The sequence below is a fragment of the Chloroflexota bacterium genome (assembly GCA_020850535.1).
Classification (GTDB): Bacteria; Chloroflexota; UBA6077; order UBA6077; family JACCZL01; genus JADZEM01.
Map to the genome: position 1 here is coordinate 38,390 of JADZEM010000060.1, position 19,786 is coordinate 58,175.

The window sequence follows — 19,786 nt, forward strand, 5'->3', positions numbered from 1 at the left end:
CTCGCATCTCAGGGAGGAAACCCCATGGCCGCCCATGTGCCGAGCCGGCTCTACCGCAGCCGCTCGCAGAAAATGCTCGCAGGGGTGTGCGGCGGGCTCGGCGAGTATTTCGACGTCGATCCCGTCCTGATTCGTCTGCTGTTTGTCGTCACGACGTTCATCTCCGGCGCCGGCATCCTGGCGTACATCGTCCTCTGGATCGTCGTGCCGTTCGAGGGGGGCGACACGTCGCGGATGGACACGTTCAAGCGCGACGTTGACGATCTGACCGGCCGCATCCGCGACTTCGTCGATCCGCCGCGCTCAGACGCGCAGACGGGCGGCCCGGCCCCGCGCGGCGAGCCCGACGTGACGGGCTACCACGGCAGCTACGGGCCAGCAGGCTACGGACCCGGCGGCGCGCCGTCCGGCGCAACGCCGTTTACCACGAGCAAGGATGCTTCCATGACCGGCGATTCCACCTCCGCGCGTGTCCCCGGCGCTGCGACCACCCCACCCCCAGCCAGCGATGCACCCGGCCAGACGGCCACCGCCGACCGCCCCATGAGTCAGCCCGCGGGAGGCGAGCCGGTCCCGGCCGGGTCGGCTGGCGCCAGCGGCCCGCGGATCGGCAGCACGCCATCCGACAGCGTCGCGCCGGCTGACGACACGCCGCTGGAGATCGACCCACCGGCCGGACCGCCGAGCAGCCCTCCACATGGCCCGGGGTCCGGCTCGGGCCTGGGTGCAGGCACGGGGGCAGGTATGGGGGCAGGCACGGGTACCGGTGCCCCGTTCGGCCCCGGGACACCCCCAGGCGGGACACCCCCAGGCGGCACACCCCCAGGCGGCATGCCGCCCTTCGGCGCGCCGTTCGGGCAGGGGCCGGGCACGCCGCCGTTCGGGCCACCCTTCGGCGGGCCAGCCGGCGGGCCAGCGAGTGGTCCGTTTGGTGGGCCAGCCGGCGGCCCTGGCTGGGGGCCGGCTGGCGGCTCGTCGTACAGCGGCGGCCCGTCCACCGGCGCGCCGTTCGTGGGCGCACCGCCCTCGGAGCGGAGGCGGCGACGGCAGCACTGGGCCGGCGCGCTCCTGATCCTGATCGGCCTGATGATCCTCGGGAACAACCTCGGGCTGCTGTGGTGGGTGAAGATGCAGTACCTGATGCCGCTGCTGCTGGTCGGCGCGGGCGCCTGGCTGCTGTTCGGGCGGGGGCGGCGTGGCTAGGCACGAGGCCTGGGGGTCCGAGCAGCGGCGCAGCGGCCGGCGGCACCTTGTCGGGCCGCTCGTGCTGCTCGGCGCCGGCATCGTCCTGCTGCTGAACAACCTCCAGATCCTGCCCTGGTCCGTCTGGCGAGACATCTGGCAGTACTGGCCGGTCCTGCTGATCCTGTTGGGGTTGGAGGCGCTCGCCACCGGGCGGGTCGCCTGGGGCATGCTGGTGCTGCTGGTCGTCCTGATCCCGGTGCTGGGGATCGGCGTGTCGGCCATCGACTTCGCGTCGTACTGGCACGAGGCCACCCGCCCGAGCAACGCCCCGCTGACCCAGGCATTCAGCCAGCCGCTGGAGGGCGCAGCGACCGCCGCCGTCGAGATGGAGTATGGCGCGGGCGCGCTCGACGTCGGGCCGCTGCCAGCCGACCTGCGCGACACGGTGCTGGTGGACGGGCTGGTCTCCGGCCACCAGAACATCCGCTTCGACGCCCGCGCGACGGTCCGCAACGACCGCCACACCATCCGGATCGCACCCGACGACGGCGATCGCCATTTCGACCTGGGGCGGTTCCAGCTGCGGCTCTCGCCGACCGTCCCCACGGATCTTCGTATCGAGGCCGCCATCAGCGAGTTGAACGTCAACCTCGAAAGCCTGCGCGTTCCCAACCTGGCCATCGAGACCGGCGCGAGTCAGGCCAGGATCACGCTGCCGGCCCAGGGCCAGACCAACGCCTCCATCGAGGGCGGTGCGGCGCGCATCGAGGTGATCGTGCCGCCGAACGTGGCGGCGCGGATCTCGGTGGACGGCGGCCCGAACCGCATCGAGATCGACGAGCGGCGCTTCCCGCGCCAGGGCGACGAGTACGTCTCGCCGAACTACGCCACCGCCACCGAGCGCGTCAATCTCCGAATAGCGGTAGGCGCCTCTCGCCTGACCGTACAATGACCCCAGGGCGCGCCGCCATGGCGTCCGCGCCCGTCACTCGGCGGCGAGCAGTCGCGCCGACACTCCGCCGGATGGGTCAGGCAGAGATGAGCGTCTCGGCACAGGCAGATCGCGAGGGACCGGCCACCGTGCTGGTGGTGGACGACGACGACCGGCTCGTCTCGTCCGTGCGGCGCGTGCTGGCCTACGAGGGCTACCGCGTCCTGACGGCCACCAGCGGCCCTGAGGGCTTGCAGCTTGCCCGCGACGAGTCACCGGACCTGATCATCCTGGACGTGATGCTGCCGGGGCTGGACGGGCTGGAGATCGCGCGGCGGGTCCATGCGGCCGGCGGCGTGCCGGTGCTGATGCTCTCGGCGCGGGACCAGATCGAGGACAAGGTGGCCGGCCTGGAGGCCGGCGCGGACGACTACCTCGTCAAGCCGTTCGCGATTCAGGAGCTGTTGGCGCGGGTCCGGGCGCGCCTGCGCCGGCGCGAGCCAGAGGCGGCGGCCCAGGCCGCGCCGGCCGTGCTGCGGTTCGCAGATCTGATGCTCGACACCGGCGCGCGTGAGGCGCGGCGCGGCGAGCGGGTGATCCGGCTGACGGCCAAGGAGTACGACCTGCTCCACCTGTTCATGCGACACCCGCGCCGGGTGCTGCCACACACCTACATTCTGGAACAGGTCTGGGGCTACGACTTCGAGGGCGAATCGAACCTCGTGCCGGTCTACGTCGGACAGTTACGGGGCAAGCTCGAAGCCAGCAGCGAGCCGCGCCTGATCCACACGGTCCGGCACGCCGGCTACGTGCTCCGCGAGTGACCGCCGTGCCACCCGAGCGCCACAGCCGATGACCGCCCACGCCCACGCACCCGCCAGCCCTGCTGAGGAGCCGATGTCCGATCAGCCGCGTCCACAACGATCGCTCATACGGCGGGTCTTGCGGCTCGGCATTCGCTACGCGCTCCATCCGCCGGTGCCGTTGCGCTGGCGCATCGCCCTGCTGTACATGGCCATCGTCGGGATGACGCTCTCGGTGGCAGCCGTAGTGGTGTACCTGTCGCTGGAACACTACCTGGAGTCGGAGATCGACGACAGCCTCCGCAATCAAGTGCGCGAGCTGAGCGGCACCATCGATCTCGACTTACGTCGAGAGATCAGCCAGCCGCGCGTCAACGTCTACATTCGCTTTCCGAACCTGGATGCCTTCACCTCGCCCGGCATGACCGTCCAGGTGCTGAACGTGGATGGCCGCGTCCACGTCCAGTCCGAGAACCTGCGGGACCGCGCCGTCCCCATCGACCGTCCGAACGTCGAGCTGGCGCTGGCCGGCACCCCGAGCTACACCACGGCGATCATCGACCGGGTGCCGGTCCGCATCTACTACGCGCCCCTGGAGCTGTCGCGGCTCGACGGCAACATCGCCGGCGTGATCCAGGTCACCCGCACCCTGCGGGACGTCGAGGTCACCCTGGCCCGGCTGCGGCTGGTGCTCATCGGCATCGGCTCGGTCAGCCTCTGCTTCGTGACGGTGGCCGGCTACATCCTGGCGCGCGCAGCCCTCAGCCCGATCGGACGGCTCACCCGGGACGCCCGCTCCATCGGCGAATCGCGCGATTTCGGGCGGCGGGTCGATGTGCCGCGCACGGTGCGGGCCTCGCGGGACGAGGTCACCCGGCTGGCGCTGACGTTCAACCAGATGCTCCATCAGCTCCAGGAGGCGTACCAGGAGCAGGAGCACACGCTCGCCTCGCAACGGCGCTTCGTGGCGGACGCCTCGCACGAGCTGCGGACACCGCTCTCCACCATCCGCACCAACCTCGAGCTGCTCCAGCGGGCCGGCGACGATCTGCCCCCGGCCGACCGCGACGAGGCGATGGCCGATGCCCTGGCCGAGATCGAGCGGCTCAGCCGGCTGGTCGGCGATCTCCTGACGCTCGCACGGGTGGACTCCGGCCTGCGGGTCGAGCGCAACGAGGTCATCGAGGTTGACCGGCTGATCCAGGAGGTCTACCGGCAGGCCCGCCTGATGGCGATGTCCCACGAGCACACCGTCATCGCCGACCCGGTCGAGCGCGCGGCGGTCCTGGGGAACCACGACTACCTGAAAGAGCTGCTGCTGGTGCTGGCGGACAACGCCATCCAGTACACCCCGGACGGCGGGCTGATCCGCCTGATGGTCACCCGCGAGGGCAGCGAGGTGCTGATCGGCGTGCAGGACAACGGCGTCGGCATCGGCCCAGACGACGTGCCGCACCTGTTCGAGCGGTTCTACCGGGCGGACCACGCCCGCCACCGCGACACCGGCACGGCGCGTGGGACGGGGCTGGGCCTCTCCATCGCCCAGTGGATCGCGGAGCAGCACCGGGGGCGCATCGAGGTGCAGACGGAGCTGGGGCGGGGAACGACCTTCACGCTGCGCCTGCCAGCGCACAGTGCGCCGCCGGCCGACGCCGAGGCCGCCATGCGGGAGCCGGTCGGCGCAGCAGCCCTTCGCTGACGCTGGACGGCTGACCGCGCCGTGTTTTGGAGGCCCTCACCCCCAGTGTTGAGGAGGCCCTCACCTCCACTGTTGAGGAGGCCCTCACGGGCCGCCGTCCAGTTGTGCAAAGAGCGCAACTCCCCATGTCATCCTGAGCGCAGCGAAGGACCTCACCCGCTGACGCAAGCGTTGACGGTCAGTTGGTGAGATCCTTCACATCGCTCGCAAGCTCGCTCGTTCAGGATGACAGATCTGCTACTGAGCGCTGACGGTCAGCGGGTGAGGTGTTCGCTTCGCTCAACATGACATGGGAGCCCCAGGACAACGCTCTGTACGTCACTCACTGAGCCAGCCGAAGGGGCTCGGGCCGTTCAGGATGCCATGACGTTTCAGAAGGAGACCGTCGGCGCCGCCCGCTCGGCCCCGTTCTCGATGGCGAACGGGTCGGCGGGCCGGAAGCCCAGGCTGGCCGCGAACAGCACCGCCGGGAAGGTCTGCTGGGACGTGTTGTACTCCATCACCGCGTCGTTGTAGGCCTGCCGCGAGAACGCGACGCGGTTCTCCGTCGAGGTCAGCTCTTCCTGGAGCGCCAGCATGTTCTCGTTGGCGCGGAGCTGCGGGTACGCTTCGGCCACCGCGAACAGCGAGCGCAGCGCCCCCGTCAACTGGTTCTCGGCGTCGGCGCGGGCGGCCACGTCGTTGCCGGCCGCGATGGCGTTCGCCCGGGCCTGGGTCACCCGCTCCAGAATGTCGCGCTCGTGCTGCATGTACCCCTTGACGGCGTTGACGAGGTTGGGGATCAGGTCGTGCCGCCGCTTGAGCTGCACGTCGATCTGCGACCACGCATTCTGGACCCGGTTCCGGCCGCCCACCAGCCCGTTGTAGATCATCACCGCCATCGCCGCGACAATCGCCACCACGATCACCAGCAGCCCGACCATCCCCAGCAATGCCCCCAGCATCGGCGTCTCCTCTCTCTTGCTAGAACAGCCACTCGAAGATGGCGTACACGATCGCCATCGGGATCATCATGAACACGAGAATCAGCCCGGTGCAGAGGACCACCACCACGCCCATCAGGAAGGCGATGAGCAGGAACAACGGGCTGAAGATCGCCAGCATCACCAGCTGCAGCTTGCTGGTCCAGCTGCCCTCGAACGCCTCAGGATCGACGTGTGCGCCCATCTTCTGGAGCCGCTTCAGGCGGCTCGCCAGCGGCGGATGCATGGACAGCCAGCCCAGTTGCCCGATCTCTGACTCGTCCGGCGTGGTCTGGTCGGCCTCGGCCTCAAGCCGCTGGCGATACTTGTGGCCCGCGCGCAGGCGGGCGGCCACCCGCTCCGCGCCCGACTTGCCCACACTCTCCCGCTCGACCTCTGCTTGCAGCTCCTGCACGACCTCCTGGTTGACGCGGTGCCGATCCGTGACCGCCCCGCCCACCACGAAGAGGTGGTCCGCCCAGGCGCCGCCCCTGATGCCGCCGCCGCGCGCCAGCAAGCCCTGAAGCCCCCGGGCGATGCCGTCCGGGTTCCGCGTGAGCTGCACGGCGGTCGCGTCGGCCAGGAAGCGGCGGGTCCGCCACGTCCAGGCCAGCATCGGGCTGAGCAGCCCGAGGACCATCATCATGAGGGCCGTCTTCGCCAGGCCGGCGGCAGCCCAGATCGGGAAGAGGCCGAAAATGCGCACCTTCAGCAGCAGGCCCCGAATGCCGCGCGGTGCGCGGGACTTCTGCTCCTCGCTTCCCAGGACGAGATCGACATCCTCCATCTCGACCATCGAGACGCGGGAGCCGAGCAGTCGGGCAGCCTCAGCGGCGCGTGCGTCGGCCTCGCGGCCGGCCTTGTCCGTCAGCACGCGGAACAGCTGCCAGAGCGTCGCCCGGGCCGAGGTGCTGATCGGCGCATCCAGCAGCACGTTCACCAGCCCGAACGTCCGGAAGACCGTCACCATCGAGAGGGCGACGCCCAGGTCGCCGTTGCCAATCGAGGCGACAAGCTGCGCCAGGACGCCCTGGGTCTCGTCGCGGTCCATCTCGTCCAGCAGCCGCCGCGACACCACGATCACCGCGTCCGCCGGCGACGACCCAACCACCGCCGCGTTGGCGATCTGGCCGTCCAGCAGCATGACCCGTGGGGCCGGCAGGCCAGCGGCAATCGCCATCTCCTCGACGACGTTCACCAGCTGCCGCTCTTCCAGGTCGCCGGGGTTCGGATGGCGAGCGCCCAGCCCCAGCACCAGCCCGCCGACGCCCGCCCCGGAGAAGAGGCGGCGCAACAGCAGCCAGAACACCAGCATGACCAGGACGCCCGGCAGCAGCAGCGACACGACCCCCAGGCCGGCCTGGAACAGCAGCAGCGGCGGGATCGGCCCCTTGTCCGCCACGTCGATGGCATCCATCAGGCGGCCAATCGTCCAGGCCACGAAGCGGAACGACTCCGGCACGTTGGCCGGCAGCAGCCCGACCAGGCTGATCAGCTTCGCCAGCAGGATGGCGGCCAGGAAGACGATGGGCGTCACCACGAGCGACAGCGGCAGGCCCGCCAGCACCACCGACAGAGACGAGGCGACGGACAGCCGCCACGTCGCGCGGCGGTGGCGGGCCTGCTCAGCAAAGAAGCTGGTGCGGTCGGCTGGCCCGGCGACCTGCCCCCAGGCGCGCGGGCCGGCGCCAGCCTCGGCCCGGGACTGCGGCGGTGGCGGGATCGAGCCGGGCGAGGTCGGCCCCGGCGGGACCGGCAGCGGCTGCGTCGGGCCGGGGCGACGCTCGCGCAGGCGGGGATCGGCCGGGAACGGCTTCGGCGTGGGCGCCTGATCGTCAGTCACGAGTGCGCTGCACCCCTCTCACCAGTAGGAACTCTGCTGCGCCGCGTCGGTCGCACATATCGATGAACGAAATCAGCGTACCAGGGAGGGGATGGCCGTGTCTGTCGTACCGCTGACACGGCGTGGGGCGAGGGGCGAGGGTCGTAGATCCACGCCCCTTCGCGCTGCCCTTGTTCGCCCCTCCGTCCGCCCGCTACAGTTGCCTCACCTCGCACTCGACGCCCCAGAGACGGAGCCCAGCGTTGGTAGTCGCCTCGGACGGTGGGCCTCGGGTGGCGTCACGCCGGCCGCTGCCGCGCGCGTTCGCGGCCACCCGTGCGGCCCTGCTAGAGCTCGCGCCGATCCTCTTCCTGGTCGGCTTCAGTGTCGTCGTCTTCGTCACCGAGCTGACGGGCGGCCCGATCTACTACGGCCGCGACACCACGACGTTTTACTATCCCAACACGCTCTGGGCTGCCGGCGAGGTCGCGGCCGGACGGCTGCCGCTCTGGTCGCCGCTGATCTTCGGCGGCTACCCGCTCCTGGCCGACGGCGAGATCGGCCTGCTCTCGCCGGTGCAGCTCGGGCTGCTGGCGCTGCTCCCGATGCCGCTGGCCTACAGCGCCGGGCGCGTCGTTGCCTACGCGCTGGCATCCGTTGGCATGTACCTCTACGCCCGCCTGCTCGGCGCGAACCGGCGGGGCGCTACCATCGGCGGGCTGGCGTTCGCCTACGGCAGCTTCATGGTGGGCCACCTCCAGCACGACAACATTCTCCGCAGCGCGGCCTGGCTGCCCTGGCTGATGCTCACCGCCGAGCTGGCCCTCCAGGCGCGCGGGCCACGCCGGCTGCTCTGGGCGGCGGCCGGCGGGCTGATCCTGGCGCTGGAAGCGGTCGGCGTCCACATCCAACCGGTCCTGATGAGCGTCCTCGTCTTCGGGTTGGCGCTGCTGTTCGGGCCGTTCGGCAAGACCTCCGTCCCGACGATCCTCTCGCCAAGCATCAGCCGGATGGCGCAGCTTGGCAAGCTCGTCTACGAGCTGCGGGCGCTGCTCGCCCGGCGCAACATCGGCGGGAACCCGTTGGAGTGGCTGCTCAGCCGGGTGGTGCTCGGCCTGCTCGTTGTCGGGCTGGGGCTGGGACTGGCCGCCATCCAGATCGTCCCGCTCTACGAGCTGGGGCTCCGCTCGATCCGCGCCTCGCTCGTCACCTACGACTACGCCACCAGCTTCGCCGTCTCGCCGCCGCAGTTGCTGACGTTCGCCTTCCCGGCCATGTTCAACTTCGACGCGGAGCGGCACTGGGCGCTCTGGGCGACCCACGAGACGACGCTCTACGTCGGCGTGACGCCCCTGCTGCTGGCGCTGGTGGCGCTCGGCTACGTGCGCGGCCGGGCCGTGATGTTCTACGCCCTGGTCGGGCTGGTCAGCCTGCTGCTGGTGTTCGGGGACTATCTCCCCATCAAGCCGTACACGGTCGTCTGGAACCTGCCCGGCTTCAGCTACCTGCGCGCACCGGCCCGCTTCAGCCTGCTGCTCAGCTTCACGCTGGCCGTGCTCTCGGCGCTCGGGGTGACGTGGATCGCGCGGCATGCGCGGTTCCGTGGCGCGTCCGGCACCATCGTCGGGCTGCTGAACGTGATGCTCCTGCTGCCGCTGGGGCTGGCACTCGCGATTGGCGCACTCCGCTGGTGGCTGCGCTTCGACCCGCTCAGCGCGACAGACCTCCTCCGCGTCGCCCTCCACACCAGCAAGGAGAACGGGCAGCTCGGGCCGTGGCACGTCTACTACGGCTTGATGGAGTTCACCCGGCCGGACAACGCGCGCACGGCCATCGGGCTGGGGCTGCTGGCCGTCACGCCGCTCGTACTCAGACTCTGGCTCCACCGGCCGCGCCTGGACCTGCTGTGTGGCGCGTTGCTGCTCTGGCTGACCGCCGGCGACCTGTGGCTGTTCAGCACCTCGTTCTACTTCCAGTCCCCGGCCCAGGATCTGACGCCGTCCTCGCCGGCCACCATGGTGCTGGAGAGCCGGCCCCAGCCGTTCCGCCTCTTCGTGGAGCCGGTGCTCAACCAGCGCTACGGCGCGAACCAGCTGGCCGGAGCCGGCGTTGCGACCGTCAACGGCTACAGCTCACTGGAGCCGCCTCGCTTTGCCGACTACTGGCAGAGCGTCGTTCACCAGGACAACGCGCTGCTCGACCTGTTCGACGTGCAGTACGTGCTGGCCGCCGTGCAGGCGCCCGGCTCGCGCACGTTCGAGGGCGTCACCTACCACCCCTACGACCGCTTGATGAGCGGCACGTCCGCCAACCCGACCGGCCAGGAGACGTTCAGGATCGTGCCGACGCAGGCCACCTCACTCACGGTGCTCTCGGCGGTCGAAGGGCTGGGCGAATCGCAGGCCGGGGCCGCCGTCGCCGAGGTCACGCTGATCGGCGCGGACGGCAGTCGCCTCGCGGCGCCCCTGCGCGGCGGCCTGGAGACCGCCGAGTACAACGCGCCGGAACCAGGGTGGCCGCTCGCGGACTACGCCGGGCCGCGCGTGGCCTTCGCGGGGGCGGAGCAGGTCCCCAACCGCCACGAGCGCGGCGACCCGTTTCGCATCTACGGTGTGACGATCCCCCTGGCGCAGCCGTTTGATGCCACCGCCGTCGAGGTCCGCATGACCTCGCCGGTCGGCAGGCTGCACCTGTACGGACTCGGGGTCCGGGCAGCCGATGGCAGCGGCTTCGCGGTGCGGGCGCTGGATAAGCAGAAGTACGTCCCGCTGCAGCAGGATGCTGCCGCCGCCCTGCTGCAGAATGTGGCGGCGCGCCAGCGTGTCTCGCTGGTCAACGAGGTGATCTCGGCCAACGGCGCGGTGACGACGGATCGCCTGCACGAGCAGGCCTGGGATCCGGCGCGGCAGGCCGTCATCGAGGGCACGCCGCCGGATGGCGCGCAGGCCGGCGCGGCCAGCGCCGCTCTCGGACAGGTCCGGCTGCTCTCGTACCTGCCGACCGAGATCGTGGCGCAGGCCGATCTACCTGCGCCCGGCTACCTCGTCCTGGCCGACCGCTTCGACGAGGGCTGGCGGGCCTACGTCGACGACGCCCGCGTCACCATCTATCGGGCGAACGGCGTCGAGCGGCTGGTGGCAGTCCCGGCCGGCTCCCACACCGTCCGCTTCGCCTACGAGCCGTTCCCGCTCCAGCTTGGGGCTGGCATCAGCCTGGCGGCGGCCGGCGCATGGCTCGTGGTCGTCCTGCTGGCGCTGGCGCAGCTGTCAGGCGTGAGCGGGCTGCTCGCGCGGGTTGCTGGCGCACGGCGTCGGTGAGGCTGCAACAGGCGTTCTGGTTCGCGCTGACCATGGCTGTCAGCCTCGGGTTTGCGTTCGGGGCCTCGCGTCCGGCCCTGTTCAACCCGCTCGTCGTCCATGATGACGTCCGGCAGCACGTCTTCTGGGCGCCGCGCCTCCACGATCCGGCCCTGTTCGCCGGCGACTGGATCGCCGAGTACTACCAGGCCCAGGCGCCGGCTGGCTATCAGGCCGTCTACTGGGCCGCCACGCTGTTGACCGACGCGATCTGGGTCAGCAAGCTGCTGCCGCTGGTGCTGACCGTCGTGCTGGCGCTCGGCGGCTTCTGGCTGGCCTGGACGCTCTGGCGGCGGTTGGATGCCGCCGCGCTCTCGACGGTCCTGCTGGTGTGGATCGTCTGGCAGTACGACGACGTAGCCTCGGCCACGCCGCGCGCCTACGCGCTGCCGCTGCTGGTGATACAGCTCGCCGCCCTGGCATCTGGCCGCTCCTGGCTGGCGCTGTCGATCTTGCCGCTCCAGGCCGTGTTCTACCCGCTCGGCTGCGCGCTGTCCGCCGTGACCATCGGCGGCTGGGCCATCTGGCAGGCGACGCCGGCGCGCGGTGTCCCCGATTGGCGGGCGGCCATCTCCTGGGGGCCGCTCGTGCGCGCGTGGGCATGGCTCCTGGCGGCGACGGCGCTAGCGCTCGGGCTGACGGTCTGGGGGCAACTCGACGCCGCCAGCTTCGGTCGGACGGTGACCGGCGCGGAGGCCCGCAGCCTGCCGGAGTTCCAGCAGGGCGGACGCGCCGCCTACTTTGTGGACGATCCGTACCGGTTCTGGCTGGAGAGCAGCCGCAGCGGCTTCGCGCTCAGCCCGCGAGACCCGCTGTTGGGGAATCTGCCGGCGATGGTGCTGCCGTTCGGGCTGGCGGTGGCGTTCGGGGGATGGCTGCTGCTGGGCCGCCTGCGGCTGGTGGGGCGGCCAGCCGTGCCCACGGCTGGCATGCTGCTGGTGGTCGTGCTGGTGGCGTCGCTCGGGCTGTTCGCCGCCGCGCACCTGCTGCTCTACCGGCTGTACCTGCCGGCCCGGCACGTCCAGTTCAGCCTGCCACTGGTGTGGTCGCTGGCTGGCGGCTTGTGCTGGACGCTGCTGGGAGAGCGGCTCGGCGAGGGGGCGTCGGCCGTGAGGGTTGCTGCGGGAAGACTCGGCCTGACCGCCGGGCAGGGCAGCGCGCTGCTGGGGATCGCCTTGCTCGCGCTGCACCCACCCCCGCCCGGCGATTTCTACGTGACGGGCCGGCACCCTGCGATCTACGCCTTCCTCCGGCAGACGCCGAAGGAGACGCTCGTCGCGACGCTGCCCGCCGACGGCAGCAACCTCCCCCTCTTCGGGCAGCGCGGCGTGCTGACGTCCTTCGAGCACCTGCTGCCATACCAGCCGGGCTACTACGAGCCGCTGCGCGCCCGCACCGAGGCGTTCCGCACGGCGTACTACGCGCCGACGCTGGTGCCGCTGGCCCAGGTGATTCAGCAGTACGGCGTGGGCGTGGTCATCGCCGACGCCGACCTGCTCGAACGGCGGCGACGGAGCGAGCGGGAGCGGCCTCCGGCGCTGGAGGCCCTGCTCGACCGCTGCGGCGTCCTCAAAGAGCGCGAGCTGGTGGTGGTGCCGGCGGCCTGTATCCTGGCCGCCGCAAGCACTCCCTAGTGGTCTGTCAGTTGTGAACGACCGGGTTGGACCTCTGCCGACGCTTCACCGTCATCCCGAGCGACGCGACCCATTCGGCACGCTCAGGGCAAACCTGACGACCTTCCCCGTCATCCCGAGCGACGTGAGGCCGCTCCCTTCATCGTCATCCCGAGCGGAGTGAGCGTGCGAACGAAGTCGAGGGATCTTCCTCGTCAGTCGTCCTTCACCTGGGGAAGATCCCTCCGCTCGTGCCTCGCCGCGGTCGGGATGACGAGCGGGTGTGCTCGTGCCTGGCGTAGCTTGCCCTGAGCGCGCCGAATGGGGTCGGGATGACGGCCGGCACTGAGCGACCCTGTGATTGACGCCTGACGAGCCGCCAGCGCCTTACCAGGCGTACCCGTCCTCGGCGGAGATGTTGTCGATCACGATGTCGGGATCCGAGTCACTCGCATCGTCGTCGGCGTCTTCGTTGTCCTCGTCGTCGGAATTGTCTTCGTCGTCGGAGTTATCTTCGTCGTCCGAGTTATCTTCGTCGTCCGAGTTGTCCTCGTCGTCGGAGTTGTCCGAGTTGTCGTCGTCCGAGTTGTCCTCGTCGTCGGAGTTGTCCGAGTTGTCCTCGTCGTCCGAGTTATCCTCGTCGTCCGAGTTGTCCTCGTCGTCCGAGTTATCCTCGTCGTCCGAGTTATCGTCGTCCTCGTCGTCGGAGTTGTCCTCGTCGTCGGAGTTGTCGTCGTCCGAGTTGTCGTCGTCCTCGTCGTCGTCGTCGTTGTCATCCGCGGCGGATGCGACGCGGACGGGCAACATCTCAAGCGCGCGCTCCGAGGCCGGCACGCGAGCGGTCGAGGAGAGGAGCGACGTTCCGAGGCTTTGCAGCACGCCGGCGCTGGCGGCAGCCATCAGCAGAACAACGCCCGCGAGCATGGCGGCGCGGAGCCAGGCGACGAATCGACTCGACATGGGAAAGGGTTCCTTTCGCAGCAGCCTGGGATGGGGAGGGAGCACCGGCATGCCTGGTACTCCTGCCCGAACACCGAGGCCCGCAGTCCGCCATTGTGGCCGCTCGACGCGTCCTGACGCCAGCGTCCCGATACTACGGTAGCGTCACAGTCGCAGGGCGACCTGAATGACGGCTCGTTTCAAACAGGTTTCACCCGACGTTAACGTCGGTTACGGAGACTGGTTGCGTGGCGGGCAGTCTCGACGTGACTGGGCCAGCCCCAGGTCAGCGCGATACAACTGCCCGACTGGCCCCCATGCCGAGGCCAGCTCCCGGTCGAAGCGTGCCTCGTAGCTTGCGGCCGGGATGTCGCCATACCGCTGCGGGTCTGTTGGCGCAAGCTGGATCGAGATCGTCGAGCGGCCGTCCTCGCGGATGCGGCCCCGTGTGACGTAGCCCGATGGCAACGGGACCGGCAGCGCGAGGTTGCGGTCGTGCGGGGCGCGGTCCACCCGGAAGATGTACTCAATCGCGCCCTCGCAGCCCTGAGGGCGGCGCAGGTACCACGCGGCGATGGCCGGGCTCTCGTTGGTCACGAACTGACCGGCCAGCACACCATCCCGCGAGAGCACGCCGAGCGCCTTCCAGCCGTGGCGGTGGACGACGCCGAAGACCCCGCCGATGCCGCGCCCGTCGCGGTCAGTCCAGTCCAGCGGGTGGCGGTTCGCCGGGTAGGTCTGCTGATACTCCGGCTGGTGCTGGATCAGCGTCACCCAGGCGTAGTGCGCGCCGCCGACGACCAGCAGGCCGACCACGGCGTAACAGGTCGCCTGCATCCAACGAGCGGCCCGCGTCGCGCCGCCAGCCAGCACCGGCGCGAGCAACGCCACCAGCACCAGGATCAGGCCGGGGAACGCCTCCCGCCAGTGGGTGCCGGGGACGCGGATCAGCAGCCCATGCACGACCAGCGGGCCGGCCGCCCAGGCCAACGCGACCTGCATCCCGAGTCCCGGCCGTGCCGAGCCGGGGGCGTTGTCCATCAGGCCAGGAACGCGGCGCGCAGCCTGGAACGCCAGTACGACGGCCAGCACTCCAGCGAGCGCCACGGCGGCGCGGGGCCGATCCCAGGTCAGCACCGCCAGCCCGAGGGCGGGAACCAGCCGCAGCACCACGCCGCGCGTATCGGCGACGCGGAAGCTGGCCAGCACGCCAACCACGACGGCGACCACGCCCCCGCCCAGCATGACCAGCAGGTACGGCGTCGAGAGGTAGTGGTTGGCCGACTGGAGCAGCAGCGCCCAGTTCCAGTACGGATGGTCGCCGCCGAAGCGCGGCCCCAGGTAAGACATCACGCCGCTCGGCCCCTCCGCCGGGCCGCTCGCACCGAGCACCAGGATGGCCGCCAGCAGCGCCGGCAGCACCGGCCAGCACCAGGCCACCAGCACAGCCCACGAGCGGGCCGGCCAGCGTCGAAGAGTGGGCCAGAGCGGCCAGATGGGCCAGAAGTGGCGCCGCAGGCCCGGCCAGGCCAGCGTCAGAGCGGGCAGGACCAGGAAGATCGCGCCGAGGGCCACCAGCGCGGCGCTGGCGACCAACAACGAGGCCAGCGCCGCCCAGACGACCGGCGAACCATCCTCAGGGGTGGCGTCCTCGCCGGTGGCGTCCTCGCTGGTGGCGCCCTCGCTGGTGGCGCCCTCCGAGGCCGTCCGTCCGAAGCGCCAGCAGCAGAGCAGGCCGGCGATCCCCAAGAAGAACGCGAGGCTGTCGTACTGGAGGATGCGGCCAAACGCCACGAAGTAGCCGTTGACGGCGAGCAGCAGCCCGGCCGCCAGACCGGCCGGTCCCCCCAGGAGCGAGCGCGCCAGCGCGTAGAACGCCAGGACGGCCCCGACGCCCGAGATGGCATAGGGCAGCCGCGCGACGCTCTCCACGATCTGCCCGAGGCTCCCCGCGAACAGGTACGCGAGCAGGATCTCGCCGGGCACCTTGCGGTGGGCGGCCAGTGCGCCGTCAGCCCCCTGAAGCGCGGCCATCGCTCGCAGGACGACGCGGGCCTCGTCGCCCTGGAACTCGCTCCAGCCGAGGTCCGCCAGCCGGAGCGCCCCGGCCAGCAGGAGCAGCAGGAGCACAGGGAGGAGGCCCGCAGGCCAACGAGGGAGGAGGCCGTCACCCCCTCGCGGGGGGGTGACGGCCATCCCTCGGACGTTCGCGGCTGCCAGCACGGCCACCACCAGCCCGCCGCCGGCCGCGATCTGCCACGGCGCTATCGGCCGGAAGAGGGCGTGCAACGTCAGCCCCAACAGGACCGCGATGCTGTAGCCGGACGCCAGGGCCAGCAGGCCGCGTTCGAGCGTCCAGCCTCCGCCCGGCGGCAGAATCAACCGGATCAGCAGCCAGCCGGGCAGCCCCACGAACAGAGCGTACGCTGCCAGCCAGCGGGCCTCCAGCAGCAGCGGGACCGGCTCGCGGGGGGCCAGCAGGGCCGCGCACGCCAGCCCGACTGCGAGACCCACCAGCGGCGCGACGAGCGGCCCTGGTCGACGGCGATCAGTCACCGCGCACGTGGTAGACGACGACCGTGGACGAGCGGAACACCTCTTCCAACCCGGGATCCTGCGCGGCCACCCGCAGGAAGCCTCGGTGCTCCAGGTCCGTCAGCACCCACTCGGAGTTGAAGCGCTCGCGGATTGTCTTCGACGGGTTCGGCACGCGCCCCTGGGTCACCGAGCGCCAGAGCGTGTATCCCTCGGGGTCTTCCAGCGACATGTACGTCGGGTCCAGCCCGATGAGATAGTAGTTGTGGGTGTTCCAGAAGAACATGTGCGGGAAGTCATCCCAGCCTGTCGTGAAGACCCAGGCCTGGGCCGGCGTGTTGCGGGCCAGCCAGAGCGCACCGTCGCGGTAGGTGTTCCAGGCGAGACCGGTGCTGGCCTGACGCCCGGCCACGCCGATGCTGCTGATGATGAACGGCAGCAGCACGGCGAACGCCAGGACGGGCGCGGCGCGGCGCAGCCGCCACGCGAGACCGCCGATCCGCTCGGTGGCGGCAGGGGTACGCGCCCGGAGCGCGCGCCAGAACCTGCCCAGCACCTCCCAGAGCGGTCCGCCGGCGTGCGACAGGCTCCAGGCGCAGAAGATCACGCTGATGGCCGGGTAGTACTCGATGATCCGCTGCGAGGCGGCTACCATCGCCAGGAACCCGACGGCCAGGATCGCCAGCACGAGCGCGCGCCACTCCGGCCACTGCCGTCGCCAGAGCGTCAGCACGAGCGGCAGCAGGCCGAGCAGCGTCAGCGCCATCGTCGGGCCGACACGCACGACGAAGCCGTTGAACGAGTAGGGCGCCCACTCCTGCCCCACGGCGACCTCGCCGGCCTCGGCGGGGACGGCCTTGGGCAACAGGTGGAAGAACGCAAACTCGACGTTGCGGGGGAAGTACGGGTGCGTCAGCAGCCCGATCGCCAGCCCGAGCAGCGTCCAGCCGAGCGCGGCAAGGGCGAACGAGAGCGGCGGCGAGAGGCGGGCGGTCGCGCCCTCAGCGTCAGCCGCCTCGCGGAGCCACCAGCGCCGGGCCAGCCAGCAGCCGACGCTCACGGCAACGGCCCCGGCCGGCGCGCCCAGCACGAAGAAGAAGCCGTTGAACAGCCAGGCCGCCAGGAAGCCGACGGGCAGCAGCCAGCGGCTGCGCCCGGAGAACAGCGCCCACAGCCCCAGCACGATCAGCAGCAGCGAGAGCGACTGCGTGCGGGCCATCGACTGCCGCCAGAGGAAGATCGGGGCGCAGGCGATCAGCACGGCGATCCAGAGGCCCGGGTAGCGCACCCCGAATCGGCTCAGGAAGTGGTACGTGGTGTACAACCCGAGGACCGCGAACAGAACGGCGGCCATCTTCGCGCCAACCCGCAAGTCGCCAACGGTAAACGGCGCTTGCAGCACATGAAACAGAAAGTGGTGGTCGGTGTAGCGCCCCGGCCCGAGGATCGTCAACTGGAGCCACGGAAAGTCGAGCGGGGCGAGCAATCGCCATCCCTGCTCCCACATCAGCGCCGCGACTTTGACGTGATAGTACCCGTCAACGCCGATGATGTTCTGCGTGGCCCCCTGGATCAGGCTGTACACGGTGCTGATGAGCAGCAGCGCGAACGAGCTCTCCCAGCGACGCAGAACCTCCCAGACCGTCGCCAGCCGCCCACCGGAGGACGCACGGGCGTCGGTGGGGGCGGCGGGATCAGCGGGAGCGTCGACCGCCGGCTCGGCGGCGCGCTCGGCGTCCGGGGCCGCGACGACGGTCTGCGAGGCGAGCGGGGCGGGCTGACCGCTGGAGATCACGGAAGTGCGAATCCGGTGGATGAGGTAGGCCGGAGTGTACCACCCGCCCGCACGTTGGCCCGCGTCGTTTCGCGAGTCGGGCGGCTCTGGCCGCTGGCTGTGCTCAGTCTGGCCCTCTTCGTGCGCTTGTGGGGCATCGACTGGCAACTGCCGGCCGCCCTCTACTTCGACGAGCTGAAGTATGTGGCCTGGGCTGGCAACGCCAAGTCCGATGCGACCGCCGCCGTCTCCGACCTCCGCAACCCCACGTTCTTCCACCATCTCCTGCAGGCCGAGTACGCCGTCGCGGCCGTCGTCCGCCGGGGGACGACGACGCAGGAGATCGCCGTCTCCGAGCTGTGGCTGGCCCGTCTGACGAGTGCGCTGCTCGGCGGCCTCGCCTGCCTGCTGACGGCGTTCGCCGCGCGCCGAACCGTCGAGGCGGCCGGTACAACTGCCCCTGATGCCGCCTGGGCAGGGCTGGCGGCCGGCCTGATCCTGGCGCTGGCGCCGCTGCACGTCCACCTGTCCCACTACGCCGTCAACGACGCGACGGCGTCGCTGTTCCTGGCGGCCACGCTGTACGTCGGGGGGCGCGCGCTGGCCGGAGGTCGCTGGCGAGAACTGCTGCTCGGCGGGGTGCTGGCCGGGCTGGCGTTCAGCACCAAGTACAGCTTCGCCGTCGGGGTGCTGCTGCCGCTCGCGGCGGCGATGCTCCGGGCCGGGTGGCGGTCCCGGCTGCTCGGCGGGACCGTCGTGGTGGCGGGGATGGCGCTCGGGGCCGTGCTCGGCGCACCCGAGATCCTGCTCAGCCCAACGGCGGTGGCGACGGGCGTCGCGGAGCAGGCTCGGCTGGGAGCGGTGCGCTGGAACGGCCAGTCCGACCTGCCGGTCTGGCAGCTCTACGCCGAGACCCTGGTACAGGGGTTGGGCTGGCCGGCCCTGGCGGTGGCCGTGGCCGGATGTGTGGCGCTGGGCCTGCGGCGACCGCTGCTCCTGGCGGCAACCCTCAGCGTGCCGCTCGGGTGTCTCGCGGTGATGCTGCGCCAGGAGTTGTTCTTCGCACGGTTCGCGCTGCCGCTGCTGCCATCGCTGGCGATCCTGGCCGGCATCGGGACGGTCGGGCTGGTGCGGTTCGGCGTGGCGCACTCCGGCCAACGGCCGCTGCTGGTGGGAGGACTGGCCCTGATGACCCTGGCCGTACAGCTCGGGCCTGCGGCCCTGACGACGGTCCAGCACAACCAGCTTGCGATGACGACCGATACGCGTGTGCTGGCGCGGCGCTGGCTGCGCCAGCGCCTGGACGGCGCCCGCGTGGCGACAGAGATCTACGGCCAGCCGCTGGCCTGGGCCGGCAACGAAGCGCCACGCGGCTACCGTCTCCAGCGGGTCGCCACGTTCGTGGACCCCGTCACGGTGGCGCGGCTGGTGTGCGAGGGAAACCGCTACTTCCTGGTGGCCAGCCTGACGTCCGAGCGCGAGCTGGCGCGCCGTACCCTCAGGGCCGGCGAGAGCGGCTACGATCTCCTGGCACGCCAGGGGCGGACCGTTGCGACGTTCGACCCGTTCCAGGCGGGCATGTCAGCGCCGGCCCATCCCGACAATACGGGCATCCCGTTCTGGCACCTGGAGGCGTATGCCCGCCCCGGTCCGAAGATCGTGATCTACGAGGTCAGCAACGAGGGATTCGCCTGCGGGCCGGGCGGCCGGTAGCCGCTCCTGGCCGATAGCCGCTCCTACCCGCGGGCTTGTTCGCGCAGCCCTCAGAACGAGACCTGGGCCGTCGGGACGAGCCGCAGGCCGCCGGCCGGCATCACCCGCTGTGGCACCTGCTCGGGGTTCACGATAGCGTGCGCCAGCTCGCGGCTCGCCGAGGCCAGCATGCCGAAGAAGTCGGTCAGCCACGCCTCGCGCCGCGCTTCCTGGACCGCTTTGTCCAGCAACTGCGCCCGCATCTGCTGCTGATACCGATACACCAGCACGCGAGGATCGTCCGAGGTGCGGTCGAATACCGCACGCTCACAGATTTGTCGTCGCTGCAACACGTGACCGCTCCACGAGAGTCCTACCGATCCAGCGCCCTCGCCTCTGGCCCCAGGCTTTACGACCAGCGCGGTCTGGATCGGTACTGCTCAGTGTAGGTTGCAGGGATGGGCATCAGGAGTAG

At 70.7% G+C, this 19,786-nt stretch carries 12 protein-coding genes and 1 pseudogene; 7 read left to right on the forward strand and 6 right to left on the reverse strand.

The genetic code is table 11. The annotated features are described in order from the left end of the window. Window positions 1-36 precede the first annotated feature (36 nt). From IT306_09050 to IT306_09065, 4 genes and pseudogenes are all read left to right on the forward strand, one after another. Window positions 37-210 (forward strand): annotated as a pseudogene (locus IT306_09050) (PspC domain-containing protein). Between the two features lie 985 nt (window positions 211-1,195). Beyond that, complete coding sequence (locus IT306_09055) at window positions 1,196-2,137, forward strand: hypothetical protein (protein MCC7368558.1); 942 nt, start codon at window positions 1,196-1,198, stop codon at window positions 2,135-2,137. 86 nt (window positions 2,138-2,223) lie between these two features. Beyond that, window positions 2,224-2,940 carry a response regulator transcription factor gene (locus IT306_09060; GenBank protein ID MCC7368559.1) on the forward strand — a complete coding sequence of 239 codons (717 nt, stop codon included), beginning with the start codon at window positions 2,224-2,226 and terminating at the stop codon, window positions 2,938-2,940. Window positions 2,941-3,013: 73 nt separating this feature from the next. Beyond that, window positions 3,014-4,618, forward strand: coding sequence for a HAMP domain-containing protein (locus IT306_09065; GenBank protein MCC7368560.1), 1,605 nt, complete (start codon window positions 3,014-3,016; stop codon window positions 4,616-4,618). A gap of 371 nt (window positions 4,619-4,989) precedes the next feature. Here IT306_09065 and IT306_09070 read toward each other — a convergent pair whose 3' ends face one another. After that, complete coding sequence (locus tag IT306_09070; protein MCC7368561.1) at window positions 4,990-5,541, reverse strand: LemA family protein; 552 nt, start codon at window positions 5,539-5,541, stop codon at window positions 4,990-4,992. Between the two features lie 40 nt (window positions 5,542-5,581). After that, window positions 5,582-7,423 (reverse strand): M48 family metalloprotease, encoded by a 1,842-nt coding sequence (locus tag IT306_09075; protein MCC7368562.1) that lies wholly within the window; start codon window positions 7,421-7,423, stop codon window positions 5,582-5,584. 272 nt (window positions 7,424-7,695) lie between these two features. Between IT306_09075 and IT306_09080 the strand changes: the two genes are divergently transcribed. Further along, on the forward strand, window positions 7,696-10,719 hold the full coding sequence (locus IT306_09080) for a hypothetical protein (protein MCC7368563.1): 3,024 nt from the start codon (window positions 7,696-7,698) through the stop codon (window positions 10,717-10,719). Beyond that, window positions 10,716-12,392, forward strand: coding sequence for a hypothetical protein (locus IT306_09085; GenBank protein ID MCC7368564.1), 1,677 nt, complete (start codon window positions 10,716-10,718; stop codon window positions 12,390-12,392). Before IT306_09080 ends, IT306_09085 begins: the two co-directional genes overlap by 4 nt. A gap of 366 nt (window positions 12,393-12,758) precedes the next feature. Here the strand turns inward: IT306_09085 and IT306_09090 are convergent, their stop codons facing one another. From IT306_09090 to IT306_09100, 3 genes are all read right to left on the reverse strand, one after another. Next, window positions 12,759-13,331 (reverse strand): hypothetical protein, encoded by a 573-nt coding sequence (locus IT306_09090; GenBank protein MCC7368565.1) that lies wholly within the window; start codon window positions 13,329-13,331, stop codon window positions 12,759-12,761. 210 nt (window positions 13,332-13,541) lie between these two features. Continuing rightward, window positions 13,542-15,866, reverse strand: coding sequence for a glycosyltransferase family 39 protein (locus IT306_09095; GenBank protein ID MCC7368566.1), 2,325 nt, complete (start codon window positions 15,864-15,866; stop codon window positions 13,542-13,544). Then, entirely contained in the window at window positions 15,859-17,640 is a 1,782-nt protein-coding gene (locus IT306_09100; protein MCC7368567.1) for a hypothetical protein, read from the reverse strand. The genes IT306_09095 and IT306_09100 overlap by 8 nt, the downstream gene beginning before the upstream one ends. Before the next feature lie 99 nt (window positions 17,641-17,739). Between IT306_09100 and IT306_09105 the strand changes: the two genes are divergently transcribed. Further along, on the forward strand, window positions 17,740-19,332 hold the full coding sequence (locus IT306_09105; protein MCC7368568.1) for a glycosyltransferase family 39 protein: 1,593 nt from the start codon (window positions 17,740-17,742) through the stop codon (window positions 19,330-19,332). Between the two features lie 50 nt (window positions 19,333-19,382). Here the strand turns inward: IT306_09105 and IT306_09110 are convergent, their stop codons facing one another. Then, window positions 19,383-19,661, reverse strand: coding sequence for a hypothetical protein (locus tag IT306_09110; GenBank protein MCC7368569.1), 279 nt, complete (start codon window positions 19,659-19,661; stop codon window positions 19,383-19,385). Window positions 19,662-19,786: the final 125 nt, after the last annotated feature.

What these genes read in the sequence shown, in the direction of transcription:
- IT306_09060 (MCC7368559.1), top strand. Translation starts at nt 2,224, where the DNA reads ATGAGCGTCTCGGCACAGGCAGATCGCGAGGGACCGGCCACCGTGCTG.
- IT306_09065 (MCC7368560.1), top strand. Translation starts at nt 3,014, where the DNA reads ATGTCCGATCAGCCGCGTCCACAACGATCGCTCATACGGCGGGTCTTG.
- IT306_09070 (MCC7368561.1), bottom strand. Translation starts at nt 5,541, where the DNA reads ATGGTCGGGCTGCTGGTGATCGTGGTGGCGATTGTCGCGGCGATGGCG.
- IT306_09090 (MCC7368565.1), bottom strand. Translation starts at nt 13,331, where the DNA reads ATGTCGAGTCGATTCGTCGCCTGGCTCCGCGCCGCCATGCTCGCGGGC.